General features: G+C 51.4%; 22 protein-coding genes and 4 tRNA genes. 21 read left to right on the top strand and 5 right to left on the bottom strand.

Annotation, left to right across the window (positions count from 1 at the left end):
* The first annotated feature begins 131 nt into the window (after positions 1 to 131).
* Positions 132 to 1,607: a ketol-acid reductoisomerase gene (ilvC, locus tag FC814_RS16900; RefSeq protein WP_000024944.1), complete on the top strand. Its 1,476-nt coding sequence runs from the start codon at positions 132 to 134 to the stop codon at positions 1,605 to 1,607.
* A 74-nt stretch (positions 1,608 to 1,681) separates the two neighbouring features.
* Here ilvC and ppiC read toward each other — a convergent pair whose 3' ends face one another.
* A complete protein-coding gene (gene ppiC, locus FC814_RS16895) occupies positions 1,682 to 1,963 on the bottom strand; it encodes a peptidylprolyl isomerase PpiC (protein ID WP_001140260.1) in 282 nt (93 codons plus the stop codon).
* An 86-nt stretch (positions 1,964 to 2,049) separates the two neighbouring features.
* Between ppiC and rep the strand changes: the two genes are divergently transcribed.
* On the top strand, positions 2,050 to 4,071 hold the full coding sequence (gene rep / locus FC814_RS16890; protein WP_137326213.1) for a DNA helicase Rep: 2,022 nt from the start codon (positions 2,050 to 2,052) through the stop codon (positions 4,069 to 4,071).
* Between the two features lie 46 nt (positions 4,072 to 4,117).
* On the opposite strand, the gene gppA is transcribed toward rep, so the two are convergent.
* Together gppA and rhlB are read right to left on the bottom strand one after the other, a co-directional pair.
* Positions 4,118 to 5,602, bottom strand: a complete 1,485-nt coding sequence (gene gppA / locus FC814_RS16885; RefSeq protein ID WP_137326212.1) for a guanosine-5'-triphosphate,3'-diphosphate diphosphatase — start codon at positions 5,600 to 5,602, stop codon at positions 4,118 to 4,120.
* A 135-nt stretch (positions 5,603 to 5,737) separates the two neighbouring features.
* A complete protein-coding gene (gene rhlB, locus FC814_RS16880) occupies positions 5,738 to 7,003 on the bottom strand; it encodes an ATP-dependent RNA helicase RhlB (RefSeq protein ID WP_000047511.1) in 1,266 nt (421 codons plus the stop codon).
* 130 nt (positions 7,004 to 7,133) lie between these two features.
* Between rhlB and trxA the strand changes: the two genes are divergently transcribed.
* The 19 genes from trxA (at position 7,134) to FC814_RS16775 (ending at position 23,657) form a co-directional block, all read left to right on the top strand.
* Complete coding sequence (gene trxA / locus FC814_RS16875; protein WP_001280776.1) at positions 7,134 to 7,463, top strand: thioredoxin TrxA; 330 nt, start codon at positions 7,134 to 7,136, stop codon at positions 7,461 to 7,463.
* Between the two features lie 139 nt (positions 7,464 to 7,602).
* On the top strand, positions 7,603 to 7,704 hold the full coding sequence (gene rhoL / locus FC814_RS16870; RefSeq protein ID WP_010345119.1) for a rho operon leader peptide RhoL: 102 nt from the start codon (positions 7,603 to 7,605) through the stop codon (positions 7,702 to 7,704).
* Positions 7,705 to 7,788: 84 nt separating this feature from the next.
* Positions 7,789 to 9,048 carry a transcription termination factor Rho gene (gene rho, locus FC814_RS16865; RefSeq protein ID WP_001517407.1) on the top strand — a complete coding sequence of 420 codons (1,260 nt, stop codon included), beginning with the start codon at positions 7,789 to 7,791 and terminating at the stop codon, positions 9,046 to 9,048.
* 239 nt (positions 9,049 to 9,287) lie between these two features.
* Complete coding sequence (wecA, locus tag FC814_RS16855) at positions 9,288 to 10,391, top strand: UDP-N-acetylglucosamine--undecaprenyl-phosphate N-acetylglucosaminephosphotransferase (protein WP_001050953.1); 1,104 nt, start codon at positions 9,288 to 9,290, stop codon at positions 10,389 to 10,391.
* Positions 10,392 to 10,402: 11 nt separating this feature from the next.
* The gene (gene wzzE / locus FC814_RS16850; protein WP_137326211.1) at positions 10,403 to 11,449 is read left to right on the top strand and encodes an ECA polysaccharide chain length modulation protein; all 1,047 of its coding nucleotides are present in this window, start codon (positions 10,403 to 10,405) and stop codon (positions 11,447 to 11,449) included.
* 55 nt (positions 11,450 to 11,504) lie between these two features.
* Positions 11,505 to 12,635, top strand: a complete 1,131-nt coding sequence (gene wecB, locus FC814_RS16845) for a non-hydrolyzing UDP-N-acetylglucosamine 2-epimerase (RefSeq protein WP_085461496.1) — start codon at positions 11,505 to 11,507, stop codon at positions 12,633 to 12,635.
* On the top strand, positions 12,632 to 13,894 hold the full coding sequence (gene wecC, locus FC814_RS16840; RefSeq protein ID WP_137326210.1) for a UDP-N-acetyl-D-mannosamine dehydrogenase: 1,263 nt from the start codon (positions 12,632 to 12,634) through the stop codon (positions 13,892 to 13,894). Before wecB ends, wecC begins: the two co-directional genes overlap by 4 nt.
* Positions 13,895 to 13,928: 34 nt before the next feature.
* Positions 13,929 to 14,603, top strand: coding sequence for a dTDP-4-amino-4,6-dideoxy-D-galactose acyltransferase (gene rffC, locus FC814_RS16835; protein ID WP_137326209.1), 675 nt, complete (start codon positions 13,929 to 13,931; stop codon positions 14,601 to 14,603).
* A gap of 4 nt (positions 14,604 to 14,607) precedes the next feature.
* A complete protein-coding gene (rffA, locus tag FC814_RS16830) occupies positions 14,608 to 15,738 on the top strand; it encodes a dTDP-4-amino-4,6-dideoxygalactose transaminase (RefSeq protein ID WP_000612031.1) in 1,131 nt (376 codons plus the stop codon).
* 1 nt (position 15,739) lies between these two features.
* Positions 15,740 to 16,990: a lipid III flippase WzxE gene (gene wzxE / locus FC814_RS16825; RefSeq protein ID WP_000050237.1), complete on the top strand. Its 1,251-nt coding sequence runs from the start codon at positions 15,740 to 15,742 to the stop codon at positions 16,988 to 16,990.
* Entirely contained in the window at positions 16,987 to 18,066 is a 1,080-nt protein-coding gene (rffT, locus tag FC814_RS16820; protein WP_137326208.1) for a TDP-N-acetylfucosamine:lipid II N-acetylfucosaminyltransferase, read from the top strand. Before wzxE ends, rffT begins: the two co-directional genes overlap by 4 nt.
* Positions 18,063 to 19,415 (top strand): ECA oligosaccharide polymerase, encoded by a 1,353-nt coding sequence (wzyE, locus tag FC814_RS16815; RefSeq protein ID WP_137326207.1) that lies wholly within the window; start codon positions 18,063 to 18,065, stop codon positions 19,413 to 19,415. The genes rffT and wzyE overlap by 4 nt, the downstream gene beginning before the upstream one ends.
* A 2-nt stretch (positions 19,416 to 19,417) precedes the next feature.
* Positions 19,418 to 20,158: a lipopolysaccharide N-acetylmannosaminouronosyltransferase gene (wecG, locus tag FC814_RS16810; RefSeq protein WP_001064054.1), complete on the top strand. Its 741-nt coding sequence runs from the start codon at positions 19,418 to 19,420 to the stop codon at positions 20,156 to 20,158.
* 191 nt (positions 20,159 to 20,349) lie between these two features.
* Positions 20,350 to 21,735, top strand: a complete 1,386-nt coding sequence (locus FC814_RS16800) for an amino acid permease (protein ID WP_000774731.1) — start codon at positions 20,350 to 20,352, stop codon at positions 21,733 to 21,735.
* A gap of 102 nt (positions 21,736 to 21,837) precedes the next feature.
* Positions 21,838 to 21,914: transfer RNA gene (locus tag FC814_RS16795), tRNA-Arg, on the top strand.
* Positions 21,915 to 21,972: 58 nt separating this feature from the next.
* Positions 21,973 to 22,048 (top strand) — tRNA-His (locus FC814_RS16790).
* A gap of 20 nt (positions 22,049 to 22,068) precedes the next feature.
* Positions 22,069 to 22,155: transfer RNA gene (locus FC814_RS16785), tRNA-Leu, on the top strand.
* Positions 22,156 to 22,197: 42 nt separating this feature from the next.
* Positions 22,198 to 22,274 (top strand) — tRNA-Pro (locus FC814_RS16780).
* 147 nt (positions 22,275 to 22,421) lie between these two features.
* Complete coding sequence (locus FC814_RS16775; protein ID WP_137326206.1) at positions 22,422 to 23,657, top strand: anaerobic sulfatase maturase; 1,236 nt, start codon at positions 22,422 to 22,424, stop codon at positions 23,655 to 23,657.
* A gap of 101 nt (positions 23,658 to 23,758) precedes the next feature.
* Here FC814_RS16775 and aslA read toward each other — a convergent pair whose 3' ends face one another.
* Positions 23,759 to 25,414, bottom strand: a complete 1,656-nt coding sequence (aslA, locus tag FC814_RS16770) for an arylsulfatase AslA (RefSeq protein WP_000406040.1) — start codon at positions 25,412 to 25,414, stop codon at positions 23,759 to 23,761.
* 281 nt (positions 25,415 to 25,695) lie between these two features.
* Positions 25,696 to 25,756 (bottom strand): IS1 family transposase (locus tag FC814_RS23570; protein WP_071528444.1); only part of this gene is annotated, 61 nt, incomplete at its 5' end.

The following is a 25,756-nucleotide window of genomic DNA, read 5'->3' as shown; positions in this document are numbered from 1 at the left end:
ACGTTGCAGAAATTGCAATATGACGTTGTGAATATATCAATTTCCGCAATAAATTTCCTGTTGTAATGTGGTGACATTCTCGCTCAACAGCGAACCGAACAATAAGAAGCACAACATCACGAGGAATCACCATGGCTAACTACTTCAATACACTGAATCTGCGCCAGCAGCTGGCACAACTGGGCAAATGTCGCTTTATGGGGCGCGACGAGTTCGCTGACGGCGCGAGCTACCTTCAGGGTAAAAAAGTGGTCATCGTCGGTTGTGGCGCGCAGGGTCTGAACCAGGGCCTGAACATGCGTGATTCTGGTCTCGATATCTCCTACGCCCTGCGTAAAGAAGCGATCGCTGAGAAGCGCGCGTCCTGGCGTAAAGCGACTGAAAACGGTTTTAAGGTAGGTACTTACGAAGAACTGATCCCGCAGGCGGATCTGGTGGTTAACCTGACGCCGGACAAGCAGCACTCTGACGTAGTGCGTTCCGTTCAACCGCTGATGAAAGATGGTGCGGCGCTGGGTTACTCGCATGGTTTCAACATCGTCGAAGTGGGCGAGCAGATCCGTAAAGACATCACTGTAGTAATGGTTGCGCCGAAATGCCCTGGCACCGAAGTGCGTGAAGAGTATAAACGTGGATTCGGCGTACCGACGCTGATTGCCGTTCACCCGGAAAACGATCCGAAAGGCGAAGGCATGGCGATCGCTAAAGCCTGGGCGGCAGCAACAGGCGGTCATCGTGCCGGCGTTCTGGAATCCTCTTTCGTTGCGGAAGTGAAATCAGACCTGATGGGCGAGCAAACTATCCTGTGCGGTATGTTGCAGGCTGGTTCTCTGCTGTGCTTCGACAAGCTGGTGGAAGAGGGCACCGACCCGGCATATGCAGAAAAACTGATTCAGTTCGGCTGGGAAACCATCACCGAAGCCCTGAAGCAGGGCGGCATCACCCTGATGATGGACAGGCTCTCTAACCCGGCGAAACTGCGTGCTTATGCGCTGTCAGAACAACTGAAAGAGATCATGGCGCCGCTGTTCCAGAAACATATGGACGACATCATCTCCGGTGAATTCTCCTCTGGCATGATGGCAGACTGGGCTAATGATGATAAGAAACTGCTGACCTGGCGTGAAGAGACCGGCAAAACCGCGTTCGAAACCGCACCGCAGTATGAAGGTAAAATCGGCGAGCAGGAGTACTTCGATAAAGGTGTGCTGATGATCGCGATGGTGAAAGCAGGCGTTGAGCTGGCGTTCGAAACCATGGTTGATTCCGGCATCATTGAAGAGTCGGCATACTATGAATCACTGCATGAGCTGCCGCTGATTGCCAACACCATCGCCCGTAAGCGTCTGTACGAAATGAACGTGGTTATCTCTGATACCGCAGAATACGGTAACTATCTGTTCTCTTACGCTTGCGTACCGCTGCTGAAACCGTTTATGGCAGAGCTGCAGCCGGGCGATCTGGGTAAAGCTATTCCAGAAGGTGCGGTAGATAACGCGCAACTGCGTGATGTAAATGATGCGATTCGCAGCCATGCAATTGAGCAGGTAGGTAAAAAACTGCGTGGCTATATGACGGATATGAAACGTATTGCTGTTGCGGGTTAAGTGTGCGCTGATGCCCTCTCCCACAGGGAGAGGGAGAAAACACTCAAGGCCTTCTCCGGGAGAAGGCCTTGCTGTTAGTTGCGGTACAGCACCTTAATGATGTGATACCCGAACTGGGTATGCAGCGGGCCGGTTGGCTCCAGCACCGGACAAGAGAACACCACTTTATCAAACGCCGGAACCATCTGACCCTGGCGAAATTCCCCTAAATCACCGCCGCGTTTGCCTGACGGGCAAATGGAATGTTTCTTCGCCAGCTTGCCAAAATCGGCGCCGTTCTTGATCTGCTCCAGAAGTTCCTGAGCCAGTTTCTCTTCTTTTACAAGGATATGCAGTGCTGCTGCTGTTTTTGCCATGATCGTGCCTTGAGTGGTAAGGATGAGGCTGGCTATACTACCACGCTGTTATTTCCCCCTCCCGACTTTCATTGAGCGATTTTTCTATGCGTCTAAACCCCGGCCAACAACAAGCTGTCGAATTCGTTACCGGCCCCTGCCTGGTGCTGGCGGGCGCGGGTTCCGGTAAAACTCGTGTGATCACCAATAAAATCGCCCATCTGATCCGTGACTGCGGTTATCAGGCGCGACATATCGCAGCGGTGACCTTTACCAATAAAGCAGCGCGCGAGATGAAAGAGCGTGTCGGGCAGACGCTGGGGCGCAAAGAGGCTCGTGGGCTGATGATCTCCACCTTCCACACGCTGGGGCTGGATATCATCAAACGCGAGTATGCAGCGTTAGGGATGAAAGCGAACTTTTCGCTGTTTGACGATACCGATCAGCTTGCTTTGCTCAAAGAGTTGACCGAAGGACTGATTGAAGATGACAAAGTTCTCCTGCAACAGCTGATTTCAACCATCTCTAATTGGAAGAATGATCTCAAAACTCCTGCGCAGGCGGCGGCAGAGGCAAAAGGCGAGCGGGATCGCATTTTTGCCCATTGTTATGGGCTGTATGATGCGCACCTGAAAGCGTGCAATGTTCTCGACTTCGACGATCTGATTTTATTGCCGACATTGCTGCTGCAACGCAATGTGGAAGTACGCGAACGCTGGCAAAACAAGATTCGCTACCTGCTGGTGGATGAGTATCAGGATACCAACACCAGCCAGTATGAGCTGGTGAAACTGCTGGTGGGCAGCCGCGCTCGCTTTACCGTGGTGGGAGATGATGACCAGTCGATCTACTCCTGGCGTGGCGCACGTCCGCAAAACCTGGTGCTGTTGAGCCAGGATTTCCCAACGTTGAAGGTGATTAAGCTTGAGCAGAACTACCGCTCTTCCGGGCGTATTCTGAAAGCGGCGAACATCCTGATCGCCAATAACCCGCACGTCTTTGAAAAGCGTCTGTTCTCCGAACTAGGCTATGGCGCGGAGCTAAAAGTTTTAAGCGCGAATAACGAAGAACATGAAGCCGAGCGCGTTACAGGTGAGCTGATTGCGCATCACTTCGTCAACAAAACACAGTACAAAGATTACGCCATTCTCTATCGCGGCAACCATCAGTCACGGGTGTTTGAAAAATTTCTGATGCAAAACCGCATTCCGTACAAAATATCCGGCGGTACTTCGTTCTTCTCCCGTCCGGAAATCAAGGATTTACTGGCTTATCTGCGTGTGCTGACTAACCCGGACGATGATAGTGCGTTCCTGCGTATCGTTAACACGCCGAAGCGAGAGATTGGCCCGGCGACGCTGAAAAAGCTGGGTGAGTGGGCGATGACGCGTAATAAAAGTATGTTTACCGCCAGCTTTGATATGGGGTTGAGTCAGACACTGAGTGGACGTGGTTATGAAGCGTTGACCCGATTTACTCACTGGCTGGCGGAAATCCAGCGACTGGCGGAGCGGGAGCCTGTCGCCGCAGTGCGCGATCTGATCCACGGGATGGATTATGAATCCTGGTTATACGAAACGTCACCCAGCCCGAAAGCCGCCGAAATGCGCATGAAGAACGTTAACCAGTTATTTAGCTGGATGACGGAGATGCTGGAAGGTAGCGAACTGGATGAGCCGATGACGCTCACCCAGGTGGTGACGCGCTTTACTCTGCGCGACATGATGGAACGTGGCGAGAGTGACGAAGAGCTTGATCAGGTGCAACTGATGACTCTGCACGCGTCAAAAGGGCTGGAGTTTCCTTATGTCTACATGGTCGGTATGGAAGAAGGATTTTTGCCGCACCAAAGCAGCATCGACGAGGACAATATCGATGAAGAGCGGCGGCTGGCCTATGTCGGCATCACCCGCGCCCAGAAAGAGTTGACCTTTACGCTGTGTAAAGAGCGTCGTCAGTACGGTGAACTGGTACGTCCGGAGCCGAGCCGCTTCCTGCTGGAAATACCGCAGGATGACTTGATTTGGGAACAAGAGCGCAAAGTGGTCAGTGCCGAAGAACGGATGCAGAAAGGGCAAAGCCATCTGGCGAATCTGAAAGCGATGATGGCGGCAAAACGAGGGAAATAATCAAGGCCGGAAAAGATGCGTCAGCATCGCATCCGGCACTTACTCATTAATGCACTTCCAGCGGCCAGTGGACATAGCTCTGCCACTGGCTTTCCTGAGCAATAATCTCTTTACCCAGCGGATGTTGGGTTAGCCAACCTTGCGGAAGCGTCAAGGTCAACAGTTCATGGTTAGCCTTTAATGTCATCTCTGGCACTAAATCGTCACGACGACGGCTGGCAAAAATGATAGCCAGGCGGAGTAAACGGCAGAGTTGTTCTGCGACGCGCGGCGGTACGGCATTTTGCTGATGCAGCGATGAGAGATCGACCGGATTAGTCTGGTTGAGCAGTAGCGTCGCCAGCAATTTTTTCTGTGCGGGGGTAAAACCGGGAAGATTCAGATTACGTACCAGATAAGCAGCGTGTTGCGGCGCTTGTTTGAAGTCAACGCTCAGGCCGATTTCATGAAGCTGACAGGCACTGATGAGCAAATCGCGGCTTATTGCTTCAAGATGCCATTCGTTTTCCACCTGATCGAAGAAGTTAGCTGCAACTTTGGCTACGCGCTGTGCCTGATCAATATCGATCATAAAGCGGCGTTGAATATTACGCAGCGTACGGCTGCGAATATCCTGCTCGACGGTAAGATGCAACATACCGTAGACCAGACCTTCACGCAGCGCACCGCCAGACAGGGTCATACACTGAATGTTCAGTTCGGTAAAAATGGCTATCAGGATCGCCAGACCACTCGGGAACACTAACGCACGTTCCAGCGTCAGCCCGTCAATCTCCAGTTCCTCCAGCCGACCGCAATGAATGGCTCGCTGTTTCAGTTGCTGCAACTTTTCCAGGGTAATGTGTTCATCCATCCCCTGTGCCATCATGATTTCCTGTAACGCCTGCACGGTGCCGGAAGCACCAACGCACACTTTCCAGCCGTGATACCGTAATTCATCGGCAACCGGACGTAACACTTCGCGTGCCGCTTTTTCTGCAGCATCAAAATTTTCCTGCCCCAGATTACGATCGGCAAAATAGCGTTCCAGCCAGGTGACGCAGCCCATCGACAGGCTGAACAACGAGGTGGTTTGTGCACCCGTGCCGGTTACCAGTTCAGTACTGGCACCGCCTATATCCACTACCAGGCGCTGATCGGCACCACCAGTGGTGTGAGCAACGCCCTGATAAATCAGACGCGCTTCCTCTTCACCGCTGATCACCTGTACCGGACAACCGAGGATTTCCTGCGCTTTGTCAATAAAATCACCCGCATTGACGGCAAGGCGTAACGTCGCCGTAGCGACAACGCGAATTTGCGAGGGAGGGATATCTTGCAGACGTTCAGCAAACAGGCGCAGACATTGCCAGCCGCGCTCCATTGCTTCATTAGACAGGGCATTTTCGCTGTTCAGGCCAGCAGCCAGACGCACTTTGCGTTTAATTCGCGTCAGCGTCTGGATACTTCCAGCCACCTCGCGCACAACCAGCATATGAAAACTATTCGAACCGAGATCAATGGCTGCATACAGCGATGAGGTGGAACCCATACTCTTCATCCTTCAATCTGTCTCTGCGTTGGCTGCATTCTTTCACCCGAATCACTTACTGCAGTAAGCGCATCGGGATTCATTCTCTTGCCATCTTGATACAGTTTGAATGATTTTGAGTATGACATTATTTATTTAACCTGAACGACGACGATTACGTGGAGCACCAGTACGACGCGGACCATTGCCTGTGCGCGGGCGCGTGAGGCGCAGCGGTTTTGGCAGATCGGTCATCAATGCGTCCGGATTGTATTTGCTTACCGGAATTGAGTGACCAATATAGGTCTCAATAGCAGGCAAATTCAATGCATACTCTTCACACGCCAGGCTGATAGAGTGACCGCTTGCGCCTGCGCGGCCAGTACGACCGATACGGTGAACGTAATCTTCACAGTCATCGGGCAAATCGTAGTTAAACACGTGCGTCACTGCCGGAATATGCAGACCACGAGCAGCAACGTCGGTAGCAACCAGAATATCCAGATCGCCACGGGTAAATTCATCAAGAATACGCAGGCGTTTTTTCTGCGCCACATCGCCCGTCAACAGACCAACACGATGACCATCTGCCGCCAGGTGACCCCAGATATCTTCACAACGGTGTTTGGTGTTGGCGAAAATAATCGCTCTGTCTGGCCACTCTTCTTCGATCAGCGTTTGCAACAAACGCATCTTTTCTTCGTTAGAAGGGTAGAAAAGCTCTTCTTTAATACGGTGGCCCGTTTTCTGTTCCGGTTCCACTTCGATATATTCGGCGTTATTCATCTGCTCGAACGCCAGTTCACGTACCCGGTACGAAAGTGTGGCAGAGAACAGCATGTTGAGGCGCTGGTTCGCAGGCGGCATACGGCGGAACAGCCAGCGGATATCTTTAATAAAGCCCAGATCGTACATGCGATCGGCTTCGTCCAGCACCACCACCTGAATGGCACCGAGGTTAATATGGTTTTGTTTGGCGTAGTCGATCAAACGACCCGTGGTGCCAATCAGAATGTCAACGCCGCTTTCCAGCACTTTCAACTGTTTGTCGTAGCCATCGCCACCGTAGGCCAGACCCAGTTTCAGGCCAGTAGCTTGTGCCAGTGGTTCCGCGTCGGCGTGGATCTGCACGGCAAGTTCACGCGTCGGTGCCATAATTAAGGCACGCGGTTGATTCACCTTGCGATCGGCAATTGCGGGATGAGAGAGAAGGTAATGAAACGAAGACGTAAGAAACGCCATCGTTTTCCCGGTACCGGTTTGCGCCTGCCCGGCTACGTCACGACCTTCCAGCGTTAGCGGAAGAGCCAGTGCCTGAATGGGCGTACAGTTATGAAACCCTTTTTTTTCAAGGGCTTCTACAACTTTCGGATGCAGGGCGAAGTCGGAAAACTTCTGTTCTGTTAAATGTGTTTTGCTCATAGTGTGATAGAATATCAGCTTACTATTGCTTTACGAAAGCGTATCCGGTGAAATAAAGTCAACCTTTAGTTGGTTAATGTTACACCAACAACGAAACCAACACGCCAGGCTTATTCCTGTGGAGTTATATATGAGCGATAAAATTATTCACCTGACTGACGACAGTTTTGATACGGATGTACTCAAAGCGGACGGGGCAATCCTCGTCGATTTCTGGGCAGAGTGGTGCGGTCCGTGCAAAATGATCGCCCCGATTCTGGATGAAATCGCTGACGAATATCAGGGCAAACTGACCGTTGCAAAACTGAACATCGATCAAAACCCTGGCACTGCGCCGAAATATGGCATCCGTGGTATCCCGACTCTGCTGCTGTTCAAGAATGGCGAAGTGGCGGCAACGAAAGTCGGCGCGCTGTCTAAAGGTCAGTTGAAAGAGTTCCTCGACGCCAATCTGGCATAAGGGAACGTCATGTTCGGGTGCCCTGTCGCTAAAAACTGGACGCCCGGCGTGAGCCATGCTAACTTAATGTTGACTTCGTATTAAACTTACCTTATTAAGTTTGAATCTTGTAATATCCAACGCTTCCCGTTTTTACCTAATGCGAAGTGAACAGATTTCTGGTTTGTCACTCAATCCGTCTTGTCGTTTCAGTTCTGCGTACTTTCCTGTGACCAGACAGCGAAAAGACATGAGTCGATGACCGTAAACAGGCATGGATGATCCTGCCATACCATTCACAACATTAAGTTCGAGATTTACCCCAAGTTTAAGAACTCACACCACTATGAATCTTACCGAATTAAAGAATACGCCGGTTTCTGAGCTGATCACTCTCGGCGAAAATATGGGGCTGGAAAATCTGGCTCGTATGCGTAAGCAGGACATTATTTTTGCCATCCTGAAGCAGCACGCAAAGAGTGGCGAAGATATCTTTGGTGATGGCGTACTGGAGATATTGCAGGATGGATTTGGTTTCCTCCGTTCCGCAGACAGCTCCTACCTCGCCGGTCCTGATGACATCTACGTTTCTCCCAGCCAAATCCGCCGTTTCAACCTCCGCACTGGTGATACCATCTCTGGTAAGATTCGCCCGCCGAAAGAAGGTGAACGCTATTTTGCGCTGCTGAAAGTTAATGAAGTTAACTTTGATAAACCTGAAAACGCCCGCAATAAAATCCTCTTTGAGAACTTGACCCCGCTGCACGCAAACTCTCGTCTGCGTATGGAACGTGGTAACGGTTCTACTGAAGATTTGACCGCTCGCGTGCTGGATCTGGCTTCGCCAATCGGTCGTGGTCAACGTGGTCTGATTGTGGCGCCGCCGAAAGCAGGTAAAACCATGCTGCTGCAGAATATCGCCCAGAGCATTGCTTACAATCACCCGGATTGTGTGTTGATGGTTCTGCTGATTGACGAACGTCCGGAAGAAGTAACCGAGATGCAGCGTCTGGTTAAAGGGGAAGTTGTCGCTTCTACCTTTGACGAACCGGCATCTCGCCACGTTCAGGTTGCGGAAATGGTGATCGAGAAGGCGAAACGTCTGGTTGAGCACAAGAAAGACGTTATCATTCTGCTCGACTCTATTACTCGTCTGGCGCGTGCTTATAACACCGTCGTTCCGGCTTCCGGTAAAGTGTTGACCGGTGGTGTGGATGCTAACGCACTGCATCGTCCGAAACGCTTCTTCGGTGCGGCGCGTAACGTGGAAGAGGGCGGCAGCCTGACCATCATCGCGACGGCGCTGATCGATACGGGTTCCAAAATGGACGAAGTTATCTACGAAGAGTTTAAAGGCACCGGTAACATGGAACTGCACCTCTCTCGTAAGATCGCTGAAAAACGCGTCTTCCCGGCTATCGACTACAACCGCTCCGGTACACGTAAAGAAGAACTGCTCACTACTCAGGAAGAGCTGCAGAAAATGTGGATCCTGCGCAAAATCATTCACCCGATGGGTGAAATCGACGCAATGGAATTCCTCATTAATAAACTGGCAATGACCAAGACCAATGACGATTTCTTTGATATGATGAAACGCTCATAAATTTGTCTTATGCTAAAAACGCCACGTGTTTACGTGGCGTTTTGCTTTTATATCTGTAATCTTAGCAGCGTGCCTGTGATGGTGGGAAAATTCCTGGTTTTTGCGGGTGTTTTATACGATTTTCGTCGCGAGTGGTTGGTTTTTACACAAGTCTGATTGGTTCAGAAAGTAGTTTCCCTTCTGAATAAAGGTCTTCGTGGGTATACTTCTGCTAATAATTTTCTCTGAGAGCATGCATTGTGAATTTACTGACAGTGAGTACTGATCTCATCAGTATTTTTTTATTCACGACACTGTTTCTGTTTTTTGCCCGCAAGGTGGCAAAAAAAGTCGGTTTAGTGGATAAACCTAACTTCCGCAAACGTCACCAGGGATTGATACCGCTCGTTGGGGGTATTTCAGTTTATGCAGGGATTTGCTTTACGTTCGGAATTGTCGATTATTACATTCCGCATGCATCTCTCTACCTGGCTTGCGCTGGCGTCCTGGTGTTCATCGGCGCGCTGGATGACCGTTTTGATATCAGCGTAAAAATTCGAGCCACCATACAGGCCGCTGTTGGCATCATTATGATGGTGTTCGGCAAACTTTATCTCAGTAGCCTTGGCTATATTTTTGGCGACTGGGAGATGGTACTTGGACCGTTTGGGTATTTCCTGACGTTGTTTGCAGTCTGGGCGGCAATTAATGCTTTCAATATGGTTGATGGCATTGATGGTTTGCTGGGCGGGTTATCCTGCGTCTCATTTGCGGCAATTGGCATGATTTTGTGGTTCGACGGGCAAACCAGCCTCGCTATCTGGTGCTTTGCGATGATTGCCGCCATCCTGCCTTACATCATGCTTAACCTCGGTATTCTGGGGCGTCGCTACAAAGTCTTTATGGGCGATGCGGGCAGTACATTGATTGGTTTTACCGTAATTTGGATCCTGCTGGAAACCACCCAGGGTAAAACGCATCCGATTAGCCCGGTGACTGCATTATGGATAATCGCCATTCCGCTGATGGATATGGTGGCTATTATGTATCGTCGCCTGCGTAAAGGCATGAGTCCGTTCTCGCCTGACCGTCAGCACATTCATCATTTAATCATGCGCGCTGGCTTTACTTCTCGTCAGGCATTTGTGCTGATTACCCTTGCTGCTGCACTGCTTGCTTCCATTGGCGTGCTGGCAGAATATTCTCATTTTGTCCCTGAATGGGTCATGCTGGTGCTCTTTTTGCTAGCATTCTTCCTCTATGGCTATTGCATTAAGCGCGCCTGGAAGGTTGCTCGCTTTATTAAGCGTGTGAAACGCCGACTGCGCAGAAATCGTGGTGGCAGCCCCAACTTAACCAAATAAACGAGGATGTAATGACGCAACCAATGCCTGGGAAACCAGCCGAAGACGCTGAAAATGAACTGGATATTCGTGGGTTGTTTCGTACCTTGTGGGCTGGGAAGCTGTGGATTATTGGCATGGGGCTGGCGTTTGCGTTAATTGCGCTGGCGTATACATTTTTCGCCCGCCAGGAGTGGAGTGCGACGGCGATTACCGATCGTCCAACGGTGAATATGCTGGGGGGATACTACTCGCAGCAGCAGTTTTTGCGTAACCTGGACGTCCGTTCGAACATGGCTCCTGCCGACCAACCATCGGTCATGGACGAAGCCTATAAAGAATTTGTTATGCAGCTGGCGTCGTGGGACACCCGTCGCGATTTCTGGCTGCAGACGGATTATTACAAACAGCGGATGGTCGGTAACAGTAAAGCCGATGCGGCTCTGCTGGATGAAATGATCAACAACATCCAGTTTATTCCCGGTGATTTCACCCGCGCGACCAATGATAACGTTAAATTGATTGCCGAAACTGCCCCTGATGCCAATAATCTGCTGCGTCAATATGTCGCATTCGCCAGTCAGCGCGCTGCCAGCCATCTGAATGATGAGCTGAAAGGCGCATGGGCAGCACGCACTATCCAAATGAAAGCCCAGGTGAAGCGTCAGGAAGAAGTTGCGAAAGCGATCTACGACCGCCGGGTAAACAGCATTGAGCAGGCGCTCAAAATCGCCGAGCAACATAATATTTCCCGTAGTGCGACAGATGTCCCTGCGGATGAATTGCCTGATTCAGAAATGTTTTTGCTGGGGCGCCCTATGCTGCAGGCGCGATTAGAAAATTTACAGGCCGTCGGTCCGGCCTTTGATCTTGACTATGATCAGAATCGGGCCATGTTAAACACCCTTAATGTAGGTCCAACCCTGGATCCGCGTTTTCAGACCTATCGCTATTTGCGTACGCCGGAAGAACCGGTAAAACGCGATAGCCCACGTCGTGCCTTCCTGATGATTATGTGGGGCATTGTCGGGGGGCTGATCGGGGCTGGTGTCGCATTAACCCGCCGTTGCTCGAAATAGCAACACTGCTGCGGTGAGCGCAAAGGCGCTCGCCGCTTATTCAAAGAGAATCGATGTGAAAGTACTGACTGTATTTGGTACGCGCCCGGAAGCCATCAAGATGGCACCGCTGGTGCATGCGTTGGCAAAAGATCCTTTTTTTGAGGCTAAAGTTTGCGTCACTGCGCAGCATCGGGAGATGCTCGATCAGGTGCTGAAACTCTTTTCCATTGTACCTGACTACGATCTCAACATAATGCAGCCAGGGCAGGGTCTGACAGAGATAACCTGTCGGATTCTGGAAGGGCTAAAACCTATTCTTGCCGAGTTTAAACCTGACGTCGTGCTGGTTCACGGTGATACCACTACCACACTGGCAACCAGCCTGGCAGCGTTTTATCAGCGTATTCCTGTTGGTCACGTAGAGGCTGGACTGCGTACTGGTGATCTCTATTCACCGTGGCCGGAAGAGGCTAACCGCACACTGACCGGTCATCTGGCGATGTACCATTTCTCGCCAACTGAAACTTCCCGGCAAAACCTGCTGCGTGAAAACGTTGCTGACAGCCGAATCTTTATTACCGGCAATACCGTTATCGACGCCTTGCTGTGGGTGCGCGACCAGGTGATGAGCAGCGATACGCTGCGTTCTGAACTGGCGGCAAATTACCCGTTTATCGACCCCGATAAGAAGATGATTCTGGTGACCGGTCACAGACGTGAGAGCTTCGGTCGTGGCTTTGAAGAAATTTGCCACGCACTGGCAGAAATCGCCACCACTCATCAGGACATCCAGATTGTCTATCCGGTACATCTCAACCCGAACGTCAGAGAACCGGTAAACCGCATTCTGGGGCATGTGAAAAATGTCATTCTGATCGATCCCCAGGAATATTTACCGTTTGTCTGGCTGATGAACCACGCCTGGTTGATTTTGACTGACTCTGGCGGTATTCAGGAAGAAGCGCCTTCACTGGGTAAACCGGTGCTGGTGATGCGCGATACCACTGAACGTCCGGAAGCAGTGACGGCGGGTACGGTGCGTCTGGTAGGCACGGATAAGCAGCGAATTGTCGAGGAAGTGACGCGTCTTTTAAAAGACGAAAACGAATATCAAACTATGAGCCGCGCCCATAACCCGTATGGTGATGGTCAGGCATGCTCTCGCATTTTGGAAGCGTTAAAAAATAATCGGATATCACTATGAGTTTTGCGACCATTTCTGTCATTGGACTGGGTTACATTGGGCTGCCGACGGCGGCAGCGTTTGCCTCCCGGCAAAAACAGGTGATTGGTGTCGATATCAACCAACAAGCGGTTGATACCATCAATCGTGGCGAAATCCATATCGTCGAGCCTGATTTGGCGAGCGTGGTAAAAACTGCCGTAGAAGGTGGATTTTTACGAGCGAGCACGACGCCGGTTGAGGCGGATGCCTGGTTGATTGCTGTACCCACGCCGTTTAAAGGCAATCATGAGCCAGATATGACCTACGTTGAATCGGCTGCTCGCTCCATTGCACCAGTGCTGAAAAAAGGCGCGCTGGTGATCCTTGAGTCCACCTCGCCGGTGGGGGCAACCGAGAAGATGGCAGAATGGTTAGCAGAGATGCGTCCAGATCTGACTTTCCCGCAGCAAGTGGGCGAGCAGGCTGACGTGAATATTGCCTACTGCCCTGAACGTGTGTTGCCGGGGCAGGTGATGGTCGAGTTGATTAAAAATGACCGTGTGATTGGCGGTATGACGCCGGTTTGTTCTGCGCGCGCCAGCGAACTGTACAAAATTTTCCTCGAAGGAGAGTGTGTCGTCACTAACTCGCGGACGGCGGAAATGTGTAAGCTGACTGAAAACAGCTTCCGCGATGTGAATATTGCTTTTGCTAACGAACTGTCGCTAATTTGTGCCGATCAGGGGATTAACGTCTGGGAACTGGTTCGCCTGGCGAATCGCCATCCACGAGTCAATATTCTTCAGCCTGGGCCTGGCGTGGGCGGTCACTGTATCGCTGTTGATCCGTGGTTTATCGTGGCGCAGAACCCGCAGCAGGCGCGGCTTATCCGTACCGCACGCGAAGTGAACGACAACAAACCTTTCTGGGTTATCGATCAGGTCAAAGCGGCGGTTGCCGACTGCCTGTCCACTACGGATAAACGCGCCAGCGAGCTGAAAATTGCCTGCTTTGGTCTGGCGTTTAAACCGAATATTGATGATCTGCGCGAAAGTCCGGCAATGGAAATCGCTGAACTGATCGCGCAATGGCACAGCGGTGAAACGCAGGTTGTTGAACCGAATATTCACCAGTTGCCGAAAAAACTGATCGGACTTTGCACTCTGGCGCAGCTTGACGACGCACTGGAAACGGCAGATGTACTGGTGATGCTGGTCGATCACAGTCAGTTCAAAGCCATCAGCGGCGAACATGTTAAACAGCAGTATGTCGTAGATACCAAAGGGGTCTGGCGCTGATTACAGTGAATGACTGTTTTGAGGGAGTCACACAATGCCCATTCGCGCCAGAATTGAACCACTAACCTGGGAAAACACCTTCTTTGGTGTCAACAGCGCCATTGTGCGTATTAGTCCTGACGCGCCACTCCTGACGTCAGACGCCTTAGCGCCGTGGTCACGGGTGCAGGCCAAAATTGCCGCATCAAATACCGATGAGCTGGACGCCTTGCAACAACTGGGATTCTTACTGGTTGAGGGTGAAGTTGATTTGGTACTGCCCGTGAACAACGCAAGTGATAGCGACGCAGAAGTGGCACAAGAGACAGATATTCCAGTGCTACGCCAGTTAGCCAGTGAGGCATTTGCGCAAAGCCGTTTTCGTGCGCCGTGGTATGCGCCTGACGCCAGTGGCCGCTTTTATGCGCAGTGGATTGAAAACGCCGTACGCGGCACTTTTGATCATCAATGCCTGATTTTACGTTCGGCGTCTGGTGATATTTGTGGCTATGTTTCTCTACGAGAGTTGAATGCCACTGACGCGCGCATTGGCTTGCTGGCAGGCCGTGGCTCCGGTGCACAGCTGATGCAAGCGGCACTAAACTGGGCGTATGCTCGCGGTAAAACAACATTGCGGGTGGCGACCCAGATGGGCAACACCGCCGCGCTTAAACGATACATACAAAGTGGTGCGAATGTAGAAAGCACCGCGTACTGGTTATACAGGTGATCACATGATTCCATTTAACGCACCGCCGGTGGTAGGAACCGAACTCGACTATATGCAGTCGGCAATGGGTAGCGGCAAACTGTGCGGCGATGGCGGTTTTACCCGTCGCTGCCAGCAGTGGCTGGAGCAACGTTTTGGTAGTGCCAAAGTGCTGCTGACGCCGTCCTGCACCGCTTCGCTGGAGATGGCGGCGTTGCTGCTCGATATCCAGCCTGGCGATGAAGTGATCATGCCGAGCTACACCTTTGTCTCCACCGCCAATGCCTTTGTGCTGCGTGGCGCGAAAATCGTCTTTGTGGATATCCGCCCGGACACCATGAACATCGACGAAACGCTTATTGAATCGGCGATCACCGACAAAACGCGTGTTATTGTGCCGGTACATTACGCGGGTGTGGCCTGTGAAATGGACACCATTATGGCGCTGGCGAAAAAGCATAACCTGTTTGTGGTGGAAGATGCCGCTCAGGGCGTGATGTCCACTTACAAAGGGCGTGCGCTGGGAACCATTGGTCATATTGGCTGCTTTAGCTTCCATGAAACCAAAAACTATACGGCGGGCGGGGAAGGTGGTGCGACGCTGATTAACGATAAAGCGTTGATTGAACGTGCCGAGATCATCCGCGAAAAAGGCACTAACCGCAGCCAGTTCTTCCGTGGTCAGGTCGATAAATATACCTGGCGTGATATTGGTTCCAGCTATCTGATGTCCGATCTGCAAGCTGCGTACCTGTGGGCGCAACTGGAAGCCGCCGAACGTATCAACCAGCAACGTCTGGCGTTGTGGCAAAACTACTATGATGCGTTAGCACCTCTGGCGAAAGCCGGGCGTATCGAACTGCCGTCGATTCCGGATGGCTGCGTGCAGAACGCGCATATGTTCTACATTAAGCTGCGGGATAATGATGACCGGAGCGCATTGATTAACTTCCTGAAAGAAGCGGAAATTATGGCGGTGTTCCATTATATTCCGCTACACGCAAGCCCTGCGGGTGAACGCTTTGGTGAGTTCCACGGCGAAGATCGCTACACCACCAAAGAGAGCGAGCGCCTGCTGCGCCTGCCGCTGTTCTACAATTTGTCGCCCGTCAATCAACGCACGGTAATTGCGACCTTGTTGAACTACTTCTCCTGATATGTCGCTGGCAAAAGCGTCCTTATGGACGGCGGCCAGTACGCTGGTCAAGATTGGTGCCGGGTTGCTGGTCGGTAAGTTGCTGGCGGTGTCATTTGGTCCGGCTGGGCTGGGGCTGGCGGCAAATTTCCGCCAGTTGATTACCGTGCTCGGCGTGCTCGCTGGGGCGGGCATCTTTAACGGCGTAACGAAATACGTTGCCCAGTACCATGATAATCCGCAGCAGCTACGCCGCGTGGTCGGCACTTCATCAGCGATGGTGCTTGCCTTCTCTACGCTGATGGCGCTGGTTTTTGTGCTGGCGGCTGCCCCAATCAGCCAGGGATTGTTCGGTAATACCGACTATCAGGGGCTGGTGCGATTGGTTGCACTCGTACAGATGGGGATCGCCTGGGGCAACCTGCTGCTGGCGCTGATGAAAGGTTTTCGTGATGCCGCCGGTAATGCCCTGTCGCTTATTCTCGGCAGCTTGCTTGGAGTTATTGCCTATTACGTCAGTTACCGTTTGGGCGGTTATGAAGGGGCGTTGCTGGGACTGGCGTTGATTCCTGCGCTGGTGGTGATTCCTGCCGTCATCATGCTAATTAAGCGTGGTGCAATCCCGTTAAGCTATCTGAAACCCAGCTGGGATAATGGTCTGGCAGGGCAGTTGAGCAAATTTACGCTCATGGCGTTGATTACGTCGGTGACCTTGCCCGTTGCTTACATCATGATGCGTAAACTGCTGGCGGCGCAGTATAGCTGGGATGAAGTGGGCATCTGGCAAGGGGTGAGCAGTATTTCCGATGCCTACCTGCAATTCATTACCGCCTCTTTTAGCGTGTATTTACTGCCCACGTTGTCGCGGCTAACGGAAAAGCGCGATATCACCCGGGAAGTGGTGAAGTCGCTGAAATTCGTCTTACCAGCAGTGGCGGTGGCGAGTTTTACCGTCTGGCTGCTGCGCGATTTTGCCATCTGGCTGCTGTTATCGAATAAATTTACCGCTATGCGAGATCTCTTTGCCTGGCAGTTGGTGGGCGATGTGTTAAAAGTGGGTGCTTATGTCTTTGGTTACCTGGTGATCGCCAAAGCGTCGCTGCGGTTTTATATCCTGGCGGAAGTCAGCCAGTTCACTTTGTTGATGGTATTTGCCCACTGGTTGATCCCTGCGCATGGTGCGCTGGGCGCGGCGCAGGCTTATATGGCAACGTATATCGTCTATTTCTCTCTTTGTTGTGGCGTGTTTTTACTCTGGCGTAGGCGGGCATGACTGTACTGATTCACGTACTGGGATCGGATATCCCTCACCATAACCAAACCGTTTTACGGTTTTTCAACGACGCGCTGGCCGCAACGAGCAAGCACGCGCGCGAGTTTATGGTTGCTGGCAAGGACGACGGCTTAAGTGACAGCTGTCCGGCACTTTCTGTGCAATTTTACCCAGGTAAAAAATCTCTGGCAGAAGCGGTCATCGCAAAGGCGAAAGCTAACCGGCAGCAGCGATTTTTCTTCCACGGTCAGTTCAACACCACGCTGTGGCTGGCGTTGCTGAGTGGTGGTATCAAACCCAGCCAGTTTTACTGGCATATCTGGGGGGCAGATCTCTATGAGGTCTCCAGCGGGCTGAAATTCAAACTGTTTTACCCTATCCGCCGGCTGGCACAAAAGCGAGTTGGCTGCGTATTTGCTACTCGCGGTGATTTGAGCTTTTTTGCTAAAACGCATCCTAAGGTGAGGGGCGAACTGATTTACTTCCCGACACGGATGGATCCATCACTCAATACGATGGCGAACGATCGGCAACGTGAAGGGAAAATGACCATTCTGGTGGGGAACTCCGGCGATCGCAGCAATGAACACATTGCCGCCTTAAATGCTGTTCATCAGCAGTTTGGCGATACGGTAAAAGTGGTGGTGCCGATGGGGTATCCGCTCAATAACGATGTGTATATCAACGAAGTTCGTCAGGCGGGGCTGAAATTGTTCAGCGAAGAAAATCTGCAAATTTTGAGCGAAAAACTGGATTTTGACGCCTATCTGGCGCTACTTCGCCAGTGCGATCTCGGCTACTTTATTTTTGCCCGCCAGCAGGGCATTGGTACTCTGTGCTTGTTGATTCAGGCAGGCATTCCCTGCGTACTTAACCGGGAAAACCCATTCTGGCAAGATATGACGGAACAACATTTACCGGTGCTGTTTACCACTGATGATCTCAACGAGGATATTGTGCGTGAAGCGCAGCGCCAGCTGGCGTCGGTGGATAAAAACAACATTGCCTTCTTTAGCCCGAACTATCTGCAAGGCTGGCGGCGGGCGTTGGCTATTGCCAGCGGGGAGGACGCATGAGCCTGTTGCAATTTAGCGGCCTGTTTGTTGTCTGGCTGCTTTGCTCACTGTTTATTGCTACGCTGACCTGGTTTGAGTTTCGCCGCGTGCGCTTTAACTTCAATGTCTTCTTTTCATTGCTGTTTTTGCTCACTTTTTTCTTTGGCTTTCCGCTGACCAGCGTGCTGGTATTTCGCTTTAATGTCGGCGTTGCGCCGCCAGACATTCTCCTTCAGGCGCTACTTTCTGCTGCTTGCTTCTATGCGGTTTACTACGTCACCTACAAAACCCGCCTACGCAAACGCGTTGTCGATGTACCGCGCCGCCCGCTGTTTACCATGAACCGTGTGGAGACCAATCTCACATGGGTGATCCTGATGGGCATCGCGCTGGTGAGCGTCGGCATCTTCTTCATGCATAACGGTTTTTTGCTGTTCCGGCTTAACTCCTACAGCCAGATCTTCTCCAGTGAAGTCTCTGGCGTGGCGCTAAAACGCTTCTTTTACTTTTTCATCCCGGCGATGCTGGTGGTCTATTTTCTGCGCCAGGACAGCAAAGCGTGGCTGTTTTTCCTCGTCAGCACGGTCGCATTTGGTTTGCTGACTTATATGATTGTCGGCGGTACTCGCGCCAATATCATCATCGCATTTGCTATCTTCCTGTTTATTGGCATTATTCGCGGCTGGATTTCGTTGTGGATGCTGGCGACGGCAGGCGTGCTGGGGATTGTTGGTATGTTCTGGCTGGCGCTAAAACGCTATGGAATGAACGTGAGCGGCGATGAAGCGTTCTATACGTTTCTCTATCTCACTCGCGACACCTTCTCGCCGTGGGAGAATCTGGCGTTGCTGTTGCAGAACTACGACAACATCGACTTCCAGGGCCTGGCTCCAATTGTCCGCGATTTCTATGTCTTTATCCCTTCCTGGCTGTGGCCGGGTCGCCCGAGTATGGTGCTGAACTCAGCCAACTACTTTACCTGGGAAGTGCTGAATAACCACTCCGGACTGGCGATCTCGCCTACGCTTATTGGTTCACTGGTTGTTATGGGCGGCGCGTTGTTCATCCCGCTCGGGGCGATTGTGGTTGGCCTGATCATCAAATGGTTCGACTGGCTGTATGAGCTGGGCAACCGCGAAACCAATCGTTATAAGGCCGCGATATTGCACAGTTTCTGCTTCGGGGCGATCTTCAATATGATCGTGCTGGCGCGTGAAGGGCTGGATTCGTTTGTCTCACGCGTGGTCTTTTTTATCGTGGTCTTCGGCGCATGTCTGATGATCGCAAAACTGTTGTACTGGCTTTTTGAAAGCGCCGGACTCATTCATAAACGCACAAAATCATCGCTCCGGACGCAGGTTGAAGGATAACAATGAATAACAACACCACGGCACCGACCTATACGCTGCGTGGCTTACAGTTAATCGGTTGGCGTGATATGCAGCACGCCCTCGATTATCTGTTCGCTGAAGGGCAGCTTAAGCAGGGAACGCTGGTTGCCATTAATGCCGAAAAAATGCTGACCATTGAAGATAATGCTGAGGTCAGGGAGTTAATTAACGCTGCCGAATTTAAATATGCTGATGGCATCAGCGTTGTACGTTCAGTGCGTAAAAAGTACCCACAGGCGCAGGTTTCCCGTGTTGCCGGGGCCGATCTCTGGGAAGAGCTGATGGCGCGCGCAGGCAAAGAAGGGACGCCAGTATTTCTTGTTGGCGGTAAACCTGAAGTGCTGGCGCAGACCGAAGCTAAACTGCGCAACCAGTGGAATGTGAATATCGTTGGCAGTCAGGATGGTTATTTTAAACCCGAGCAGCGTCAGGCGCTGTTTGAACGAATTCATGCCAGTGGAGCGCAAATCGTCACCGTTGCGATGGGATCGCCAAAGCAGGAGATCTTCATGCGCGACTGCCGTCTGGTGCATCCAGATGCGCTGTATATGGGCGTTGGCGGGACGTATGATGTCTTTACTGGCCATGTGAAACGCGCGCCGAAAATCTGGCAAAAACTGGGGCTGGAGTGGCTCTATCGCCTGCTTTCGCAGCCAAGCCGCATTAAACGCCAGCTTCGTTTACTGCGCTATTTACGCTGGCACTACACCGGCAACCTCTGATTTTCCTCTCTCTGTAAAGCGACGGAGTGGTCACTCCGTCACCTGTCTGCCGTTTTATTACACAAAGCATCCAAATTTTTAATGCTTCATTTGCCATTTCTTCTAAATTACGAAAACATTCGCAACACTCGATGTACCCATAACGATAACCGGTAACACCGGAAAAACATGCAAACACAACACGAGGATTTATGGCAGATAACAAACCAGAGCTACAGCGTGGGCTGGAAGCTCGACATATCGAACTCATCGCCCTGGGGGGCACCATTGGCGTCGGCCTGTTTATGGGGGCCGCCAGTACCCTGAAATGGGCTGGGCCATCCGTATTGTTGGCCTATATCATCGCCGGGCTGTTCGTCTTTTTCATTATGCGTTCAATGGGCGAAATGTTGTTCCTCGAACCGGTTACTGGTTCTTTCGCCGTTTACGCACATCGTTATATGAGCCCGTTCTTTGGCTATCTCACCGCCTGGTCTTACTGGTTTATGTGGATGGCTGTGGGGATTTCAGAAATCACCGCCATCGGCGTCTACGTCCAGTTCTGGTTCCCGGAGATGGCACAATGGATACCAGCATTGATCGCGGTGGCGCTGGTGGCGCTGGCAAATCTGGCGGCGGTGCGGTTGTATGGCGAAATCGAGTTCTGGTTCGCGATGATCAAAGTCACCACAATCATTGTGATGATCGTCATTGGCCTGGGCGTGATTTTCTTTGGTTTTGGCAATGGCGGGCAGTCGATTGGTTTTAGCAATCTCACAGAGCATGGCGGTTTCTTTGCGGGTGGCTGGAAAGGCTTCCTCACCGCCTTGTGTATCGTGGTGGCGTCCTACCAGGGCGTGGAGCTGATTGGCATCACCGCCGGTGAAGCGAAGAATCCGCAGGTGACGTTGCGCAGTGCCGTAGGCAAAGTGCTATGGCGAATCCTGATTTTCTACGTAGGCGCGATTTTCGTTATCGTCACTATCTTCCCGTGGAATGAAATAGGCAGCAACGGCAGCCCATTCGTACTGACTTTCGCCAAAATCGGCATTACCGCAGCGGCGGGCATTATCAACTTTGTGGTGCTGACGGCGGCTCTCTCTGGCTGTAACAGCGGCATGTACAGTTGCGGACGTATGCTCTACGCGCTGGCGAAAAACCGCCAGTTACCGGCGGCGATGGCGAAAGTTTCCCGTCACGGCGTACCAGTTGCGGGTGTGGCGGTATCAATAGCCATTCTGTTGATTGGTTCATGCCTGAATTACATCATCCCCAATCCACAGCGTGTGTTTGTTTACGTCTACAGTGCCAGCGTGCTTCCGGGGATGGTGCCATGGTTTGTGATTTTGATAAGCCAACTGCGTTTTCGTCGTGCGCACAAAGCGGCGATTGCCAGCCATCCGTTCCGCTCCATTCTGTTCCCGTGGGCCAACTACGTAACAATGGCATTCCTGATTTGCGTTTTGATCGGCATGTACTTTAATGAAGATACGCGTATGTCGCTGTTTGTTGGCATCATCTTTATGCTGGCGGTGACGGCGATTTATAAAGTTTTTGGGCTTAATCGCCACGGTAAAGCGCATAAACTGGAGGAATAAGCAGCAAAATGCACAAACCGTAACCAAACGCGCATTTTATTTAAAAAGGGACTAGACAGAGGGGTGCGAAGTCCGTATTATCCACCCCCGCAACGGCGCTAAGCGCCCGTAGCTCAGCTGGATAGAGCGCTGCCCTCCGGAGGCAGAGGTCTCAGGTTCGAATCCTGTCGGGCGCGCCATTTAGTCCCGGCGCTTGAGCTGCGGTGGTAGTAATACCGCGTAACAAGATTTGTAGTGGTGGCTATAGCTCAGTTGGTAGAGCCCTGGATTGTGATTCCAGTTGTCGTGGGTTCGAATCCCATTAGCCACCCCATTATTAGAAGTTGTGACAATGCGAAGGTGGCGGAATTGGTAGACGCGCTAGCTTCAGGTGTTAGTGTCCTTACGGACGTGGGGGTTCAAGTCCCCCCCCTCGCACCACGACTTTAAAGAATTGAACTAAAAATTCAAAAAGCAGTATTTCGGCGAGTAGCGCAGCTTGGTAGCGCAACTGGTTTGGGACCAGTGGGTCGGAGGTTCGAATCCTCTCTCGCCGACCAATTTTGAACCCCGCTTCGGCGGGGTTTTTTGTTTTCTGTGCATTCCATCACTCTCCCTTCGCAATAAACGCCCGTGGTTAATTATTGCCAAACGGTATTATTTCGCCCTTAAATTCATCGAAGGACGACTTCAGGCAAGGAGCGACTATGCTGCAACAGGTTCCAACGCGTGCTTTTCACGTAATGGCGAAACCGAGCGGTTCAGATTGTAATCTGAACTGTGACTACTGTTTTTATCTCGAAAAACAATCCCTTTACCGCGAACAACCTGTCACGCATATGGACGATGAAATGCTGGAAGCGTATGTCCGTCACTATATCGCTGCCAGCGAACCCCAAAACGAAGTGGCATTTACCTGGCAGGGCGGCGAACCAACGTTACTCGGGCTGGATTTTTACCGTCGTGCAGTGGCGCTACAGGCGAAATATGGTGCTGGCAGGAAGGTAAGTAACAGCTTCCAGACTAACGGTGTGCTGCTTGATGAAGAATGGTGTGCATTTCTGGCAGAAAATCATTTTCTTGTTGGGTTATCGCTGGATGGCCCGGCTGAGATCCACAATCAATATCGCGTGACTAAAGGTGGCAGACCAACGCATAAGCTGGTGATGCGCGCACTTAAACTACTGCAAAAATATCACGTTGATTATAACGTGCTGGCGTGCGTTAACCGCACCAGCGCGCTGCAACCGTTGCAGGTTTATGACTTTTTGCGTGATGCGGGCGTGGAGTTCATCCAGTTTATTCCTGTAGTGGAGCGGCTGGCGGATGAAAAATCTGCCAGCGACGGGCTAAAATTACAGGCGCCTGGTGATATTCAGGGGGAACTGACAGAATGGTCAGTGCGCCCCGATGAATTTGGTGAATTTCTGGTGGCGATATTCGACCACTGGATCAAACGCGACGTCGGCAAGATTTTCGTGATGAATATCGAATGGGCGTTTGCCAATTTTGTCGGTGCGCCGGGTGCGGTTTGCCATCATCAGCCAACCTGTGGACGTTCGGTGATTATTGAGCACAACGGTGACGTTTACGCCTGCGATCACTTTGTTTATCCGCAATATCGGCTGGGGAATATGCTTCAGCAGACCCTCGCAGAAATGGTAGATTCCCCGCAGCAGCAGGCGTTTGGTGAAGATAAATTTAAGCAGTTACCGGCGCAGTGTCGCAGTTGTAACGTGTTAAAAGCATGTTGGGGAGGCTGCCCGAAACACCGCTTTATGCTCGATATCAGCGGCAAACCGGGGCTGAATTATTTGTGTGCCGGGTATCAGCGTTATTTCCGCCATCTACCGCCATATCTTAAAGCAATGGCTGATTTGCTGGCGCACGGTCGCCCGGCCAGCGACATTATGCAGGTACATTTGATGGTGGTGAATAAGTAAAAAAGCGGCCATTTGGAGGCCGCCTGCGGTTGATTGCCGGATAAGGCGTTCACGCCGCATCCGGCAAGGTCAGTGTGGCCCGATGTAGCGATAGCGCCGGCTTAATCAGATTTAATCTGCGCGCGTGGCGGATATTTTTTCAGGATCTCCATATACGCATGCATTTCGGTCTGTAGCGGTACTCCCATCGGAATATGGCGCACGCCGATGGAGTCGCTTTCCTGCGGATCGGTATAGAGATTAAATACCGCAGAGCCCGCCGTTTGCATTACTGTACCGGTGAATCCTCCCTGATATCCGCTCTGGGTATAGGCATATGGCTGCTGAATAAGAACATGATATTTGAACTCATCCATACGCACAGCAGCGAGTTTACCGTTGAGGAAGTAGTGCTCGGCCTTACGGTTAGACTGACCATTTGTTCCCAGGAAGAAGGATGTCTGATCCACGCCATCGATAAAGGTGGTTTTCGGCACTAAATTTGCCACTTTCGCCCCAGGATGACCAGCCAGATCCAGCGCGGTAGGGAAGAGATCTGCCAGATCGACAATACCGTCAGATTTACGCGGTTGGATCATCCCTTTCCAGTAAACGAAAGTCGGTACGCGAACGCCGCCTTCCCAGGTCGAACCTTTAGAGCCACGAAACGGTGTGCGACCGTGCGGCGGCACTTCGGCTTCCGGGCCGTTATCGGAGGTAAAGACAATCAGCGTGTTATCGAGCTGACCGTTTTTCTCCAGTGCTTTATACAGGTTGGCGAACACATCGTTCATCTCAACCATACAGTCGCCGTAAGAGGTGCGCGCCGGAGAACTTCCCGCATATTTTGCGTTCGGGTAGTTATCAAAGTGACAGCCGCGAGTACCGTAATAGAGGAAGAAAGGTTTGTCGCTTTTCGCCATTTTGTCGAGGAACTTAACGCCATATTCCATCCAACGCTGATCCAGATCTTCCATATATTTCGGCGTAATGTCGGCAATGGCTTCCTGTTCACCGCCGCGCACCGCATGAACGTCATCTTTACTGAACGGCAGTTTTTTGATGTATTCAGAACGATCCGGGCTCAGGGCGACTTCCGGGTTTACGTGAACATCACGCCATTCGGTATACATATCGGACACTGAGTTGAAGCCACGGAAATCATCAAAGCCGACGTTCTGTGGCTGCGACTCTTTGTTTTCCCCCATGTGCCATTTCCCGATGGCCTGGGTGACATAGCCTTGATCATGCAGCAGTTGCGGTAGTGTCGTTAACCCTTGCAGACCGCCAGGTTGTCCGTACATCGGCGGCATCAAAATGCCGTGGTGGATGGAATACTGTCCAGTGAGAATCGTTGCGCGGGTTGGTGAAGAACTGGGTTGTGAATAAGCAGACGTTAAAATCAGCCCCTGGCTGGCAACGGCGTCAATATCTGGCGTTGGGTTACCTACTGCCACGCCGCCGCCGTTAAAGCCAACGTCCATCCAGCCTACATCGTCCAGCAAGAAAACAACCACGTTCGGTTTCTTGCCGGTTTTTTTCTCAAGTTCCGCCAGTTTCTGCTGGGTTTCTTTATCCTGCGCCGGGTGCTGCATTACCGGCATCATATTATCGGCAATTTGGGTTGCTGGTTTAACCAGATATTGATTTGGGTGATCGTAACCAGAAAAACCCTCGCGCGCGGTGGCAGTTGACGGGGTATCTGCTGCACTGACCATAAAGGGAATAGCAGTGGCAACAGCAATAACAAGACGTTTGGGTGAAAACGAAATTTCCATGTGAAATGCTCCGGTTTCCTGTCATCAAAACGACGACGTAATTAAGCATTGATAATTGAGATCCTTCTCCCTGATAAAATAGTTATATAAATAATTTATGGAAATATATTATTTATATACTGTGGGAATGTATATGAATATCAGGAGAGCATTTTCAATCCTACCTCCAGCGTGGCGGATATGTAAGGCTGGTTTATTATATATTATTGATTATTTATGCTGTTTTTATTTTGAATTCAATTAATATTTATATTGCCTATTTAACGGGTAATGACTCTAACTTATTGATAGTGTTTTATGTTCAGATAATGCCCGATGACTTTGTCATGCAGCTCCACCGAT

The sequence above is a fragment of the Escherichia sp. MR genome, from assembly GCF_005280595.1.
Lineage (GTDB): Bacteria > Pseudomonadota > Gammaproteobacteria > Enterobacterales > Enterobacteriaceae > Escherichia > Escherichia ruysiae.
The sequence above is the reverse complement of the archived record's forward strand: the minus strand, read 5'-3'. Positions and strand labels throughout refer to the sequence as shown.

Excerpts from the sequence above, each read along its gene's own strand:
- wzyE (WP_137326207.1), top strand. The coding sequence starts at position 18,063 with ATGAGCCTGTTGCAATTTAGCGGCCTGTTTGTTGTCTGGCTGCTTTGC.
- rhlB (WP_000047511.1), bottom strand. The coding sequence starts at position 7,003 with ATGAGCAAAACACATTTAACAGAACAGAAGTTTTCCGACTTCGCCCTG.
- wzxE (WP_000050237.1), top strand. The coding sequence starts at position 15,740 with ATGTCGCTGGCAAAAGCGTCCTTATGGACGGCGGCCAGTACGCTGGTC.
- rep (WP_137326213.1), top strand. The coding sequence starts at position 2,050 with ATGCGTCTAAACCCCGGCCAACAACAAGCTGTCGAATTCGTTACCGGC.
- rffA (WP_000612031.1), top strand. The coding sequence starts at position 14,608 with ATGATTCCATTTAACGCACCGCCGGTGGTAGGAACCGAACTCGACTAT.
- gppA (WP_137326212.1), bottom strand. The coding sequence starts at position 5,602 with ATGGGTTCCACCTCATCGCTGTATGCAGCCATTGATCTCGGTTCGAAT.
- trxA (WP_001280776.1), top strand. The coding sequence starts at position 7,134 with ATGAGCGATAAAATTATTCACCTGACTGACGACAGTTTTGATACGGAT.
- wecG (WP_001064054.1), top strand. The coding sequence starts at position 19,418 with ATGAATAACAACACCACGGCACCGACCTATACGCTGCGTGGCTTACAG.
- ppiC (WP_001140260.1), bottom strand. The coding sequence starts at position 1,963 with ATGGCAAAAACAGCAGCAGCACTGCATATCCTTGTAAAAGAAGAGAAA.
- rffC (WP_137326209.1), top strand. The coding sequence starts at position 13,929 with ATGCCCATTCGCGCCAGAATTGAACCACTAACCTGGGAAAACACCTTC.
- rho (WP_001517407.1), top strand. The coding sequence starts at position 7,789 with ATGAATCTTACCGAATTAAAGAATACGCCGGTTTCTGAGCTGATCACT.
- wecC (WP_137326210.1), top strand. The coding sequence starts at position 12,632 with ATGAGTTTTGCGACCATTTCTGTCATTGGACTGGGTTACATTGGGCTG.
- rffT (WP_137326208.1), top strand. The coding sequence starts at position 16,987 with ATGACTGTACTGATTCACGTACTGGGATCGGATATCCCTCACCATAAC.
- ilvC (WP_000024944.1), top strand. The coding sequence starts at position 132 with ATGGCTAACTACTTCAATACACTGAATCTGCGCCAGCAGCTGGCACAA.
- wzzE (WP_137326211.1), top strand. The coding sequence starts at position 10,403 with ATGACGCAACCAATGCCTGGGAAACCAGCCGAAGACGCTGAAAATGAA.
- aslA (WP_000406040.1), bottom strand. The coding sequence starts at position 25,414 with ATGGAAATTTCGTTTTCACCCAAACGTCTTGTTATTGCTGTTGCCACT.
- FC814_RS16775 (WP_137326206.1), top strand. The coding sequence starts at position 22,422 with ATGCTGCAACAGGTTCCAACGCGTGCTTTTCACGTAATGGCGAAACCG.
- rhoL (WP_010345119.1), top strand. The coding sequence starts at position 7,603 with ATGCGAAGTGAACAGATTTCTGGTTTGTCACTCAATCCGTCTTGTCGT.
- FC814_RS16800 (WP_000774731.1), top strand. The coding sequence starts at position 20,350 with ATGGCAGATAACAAACCAGAGCTACAGCGTGGGCTGGAAGCTCGACAT.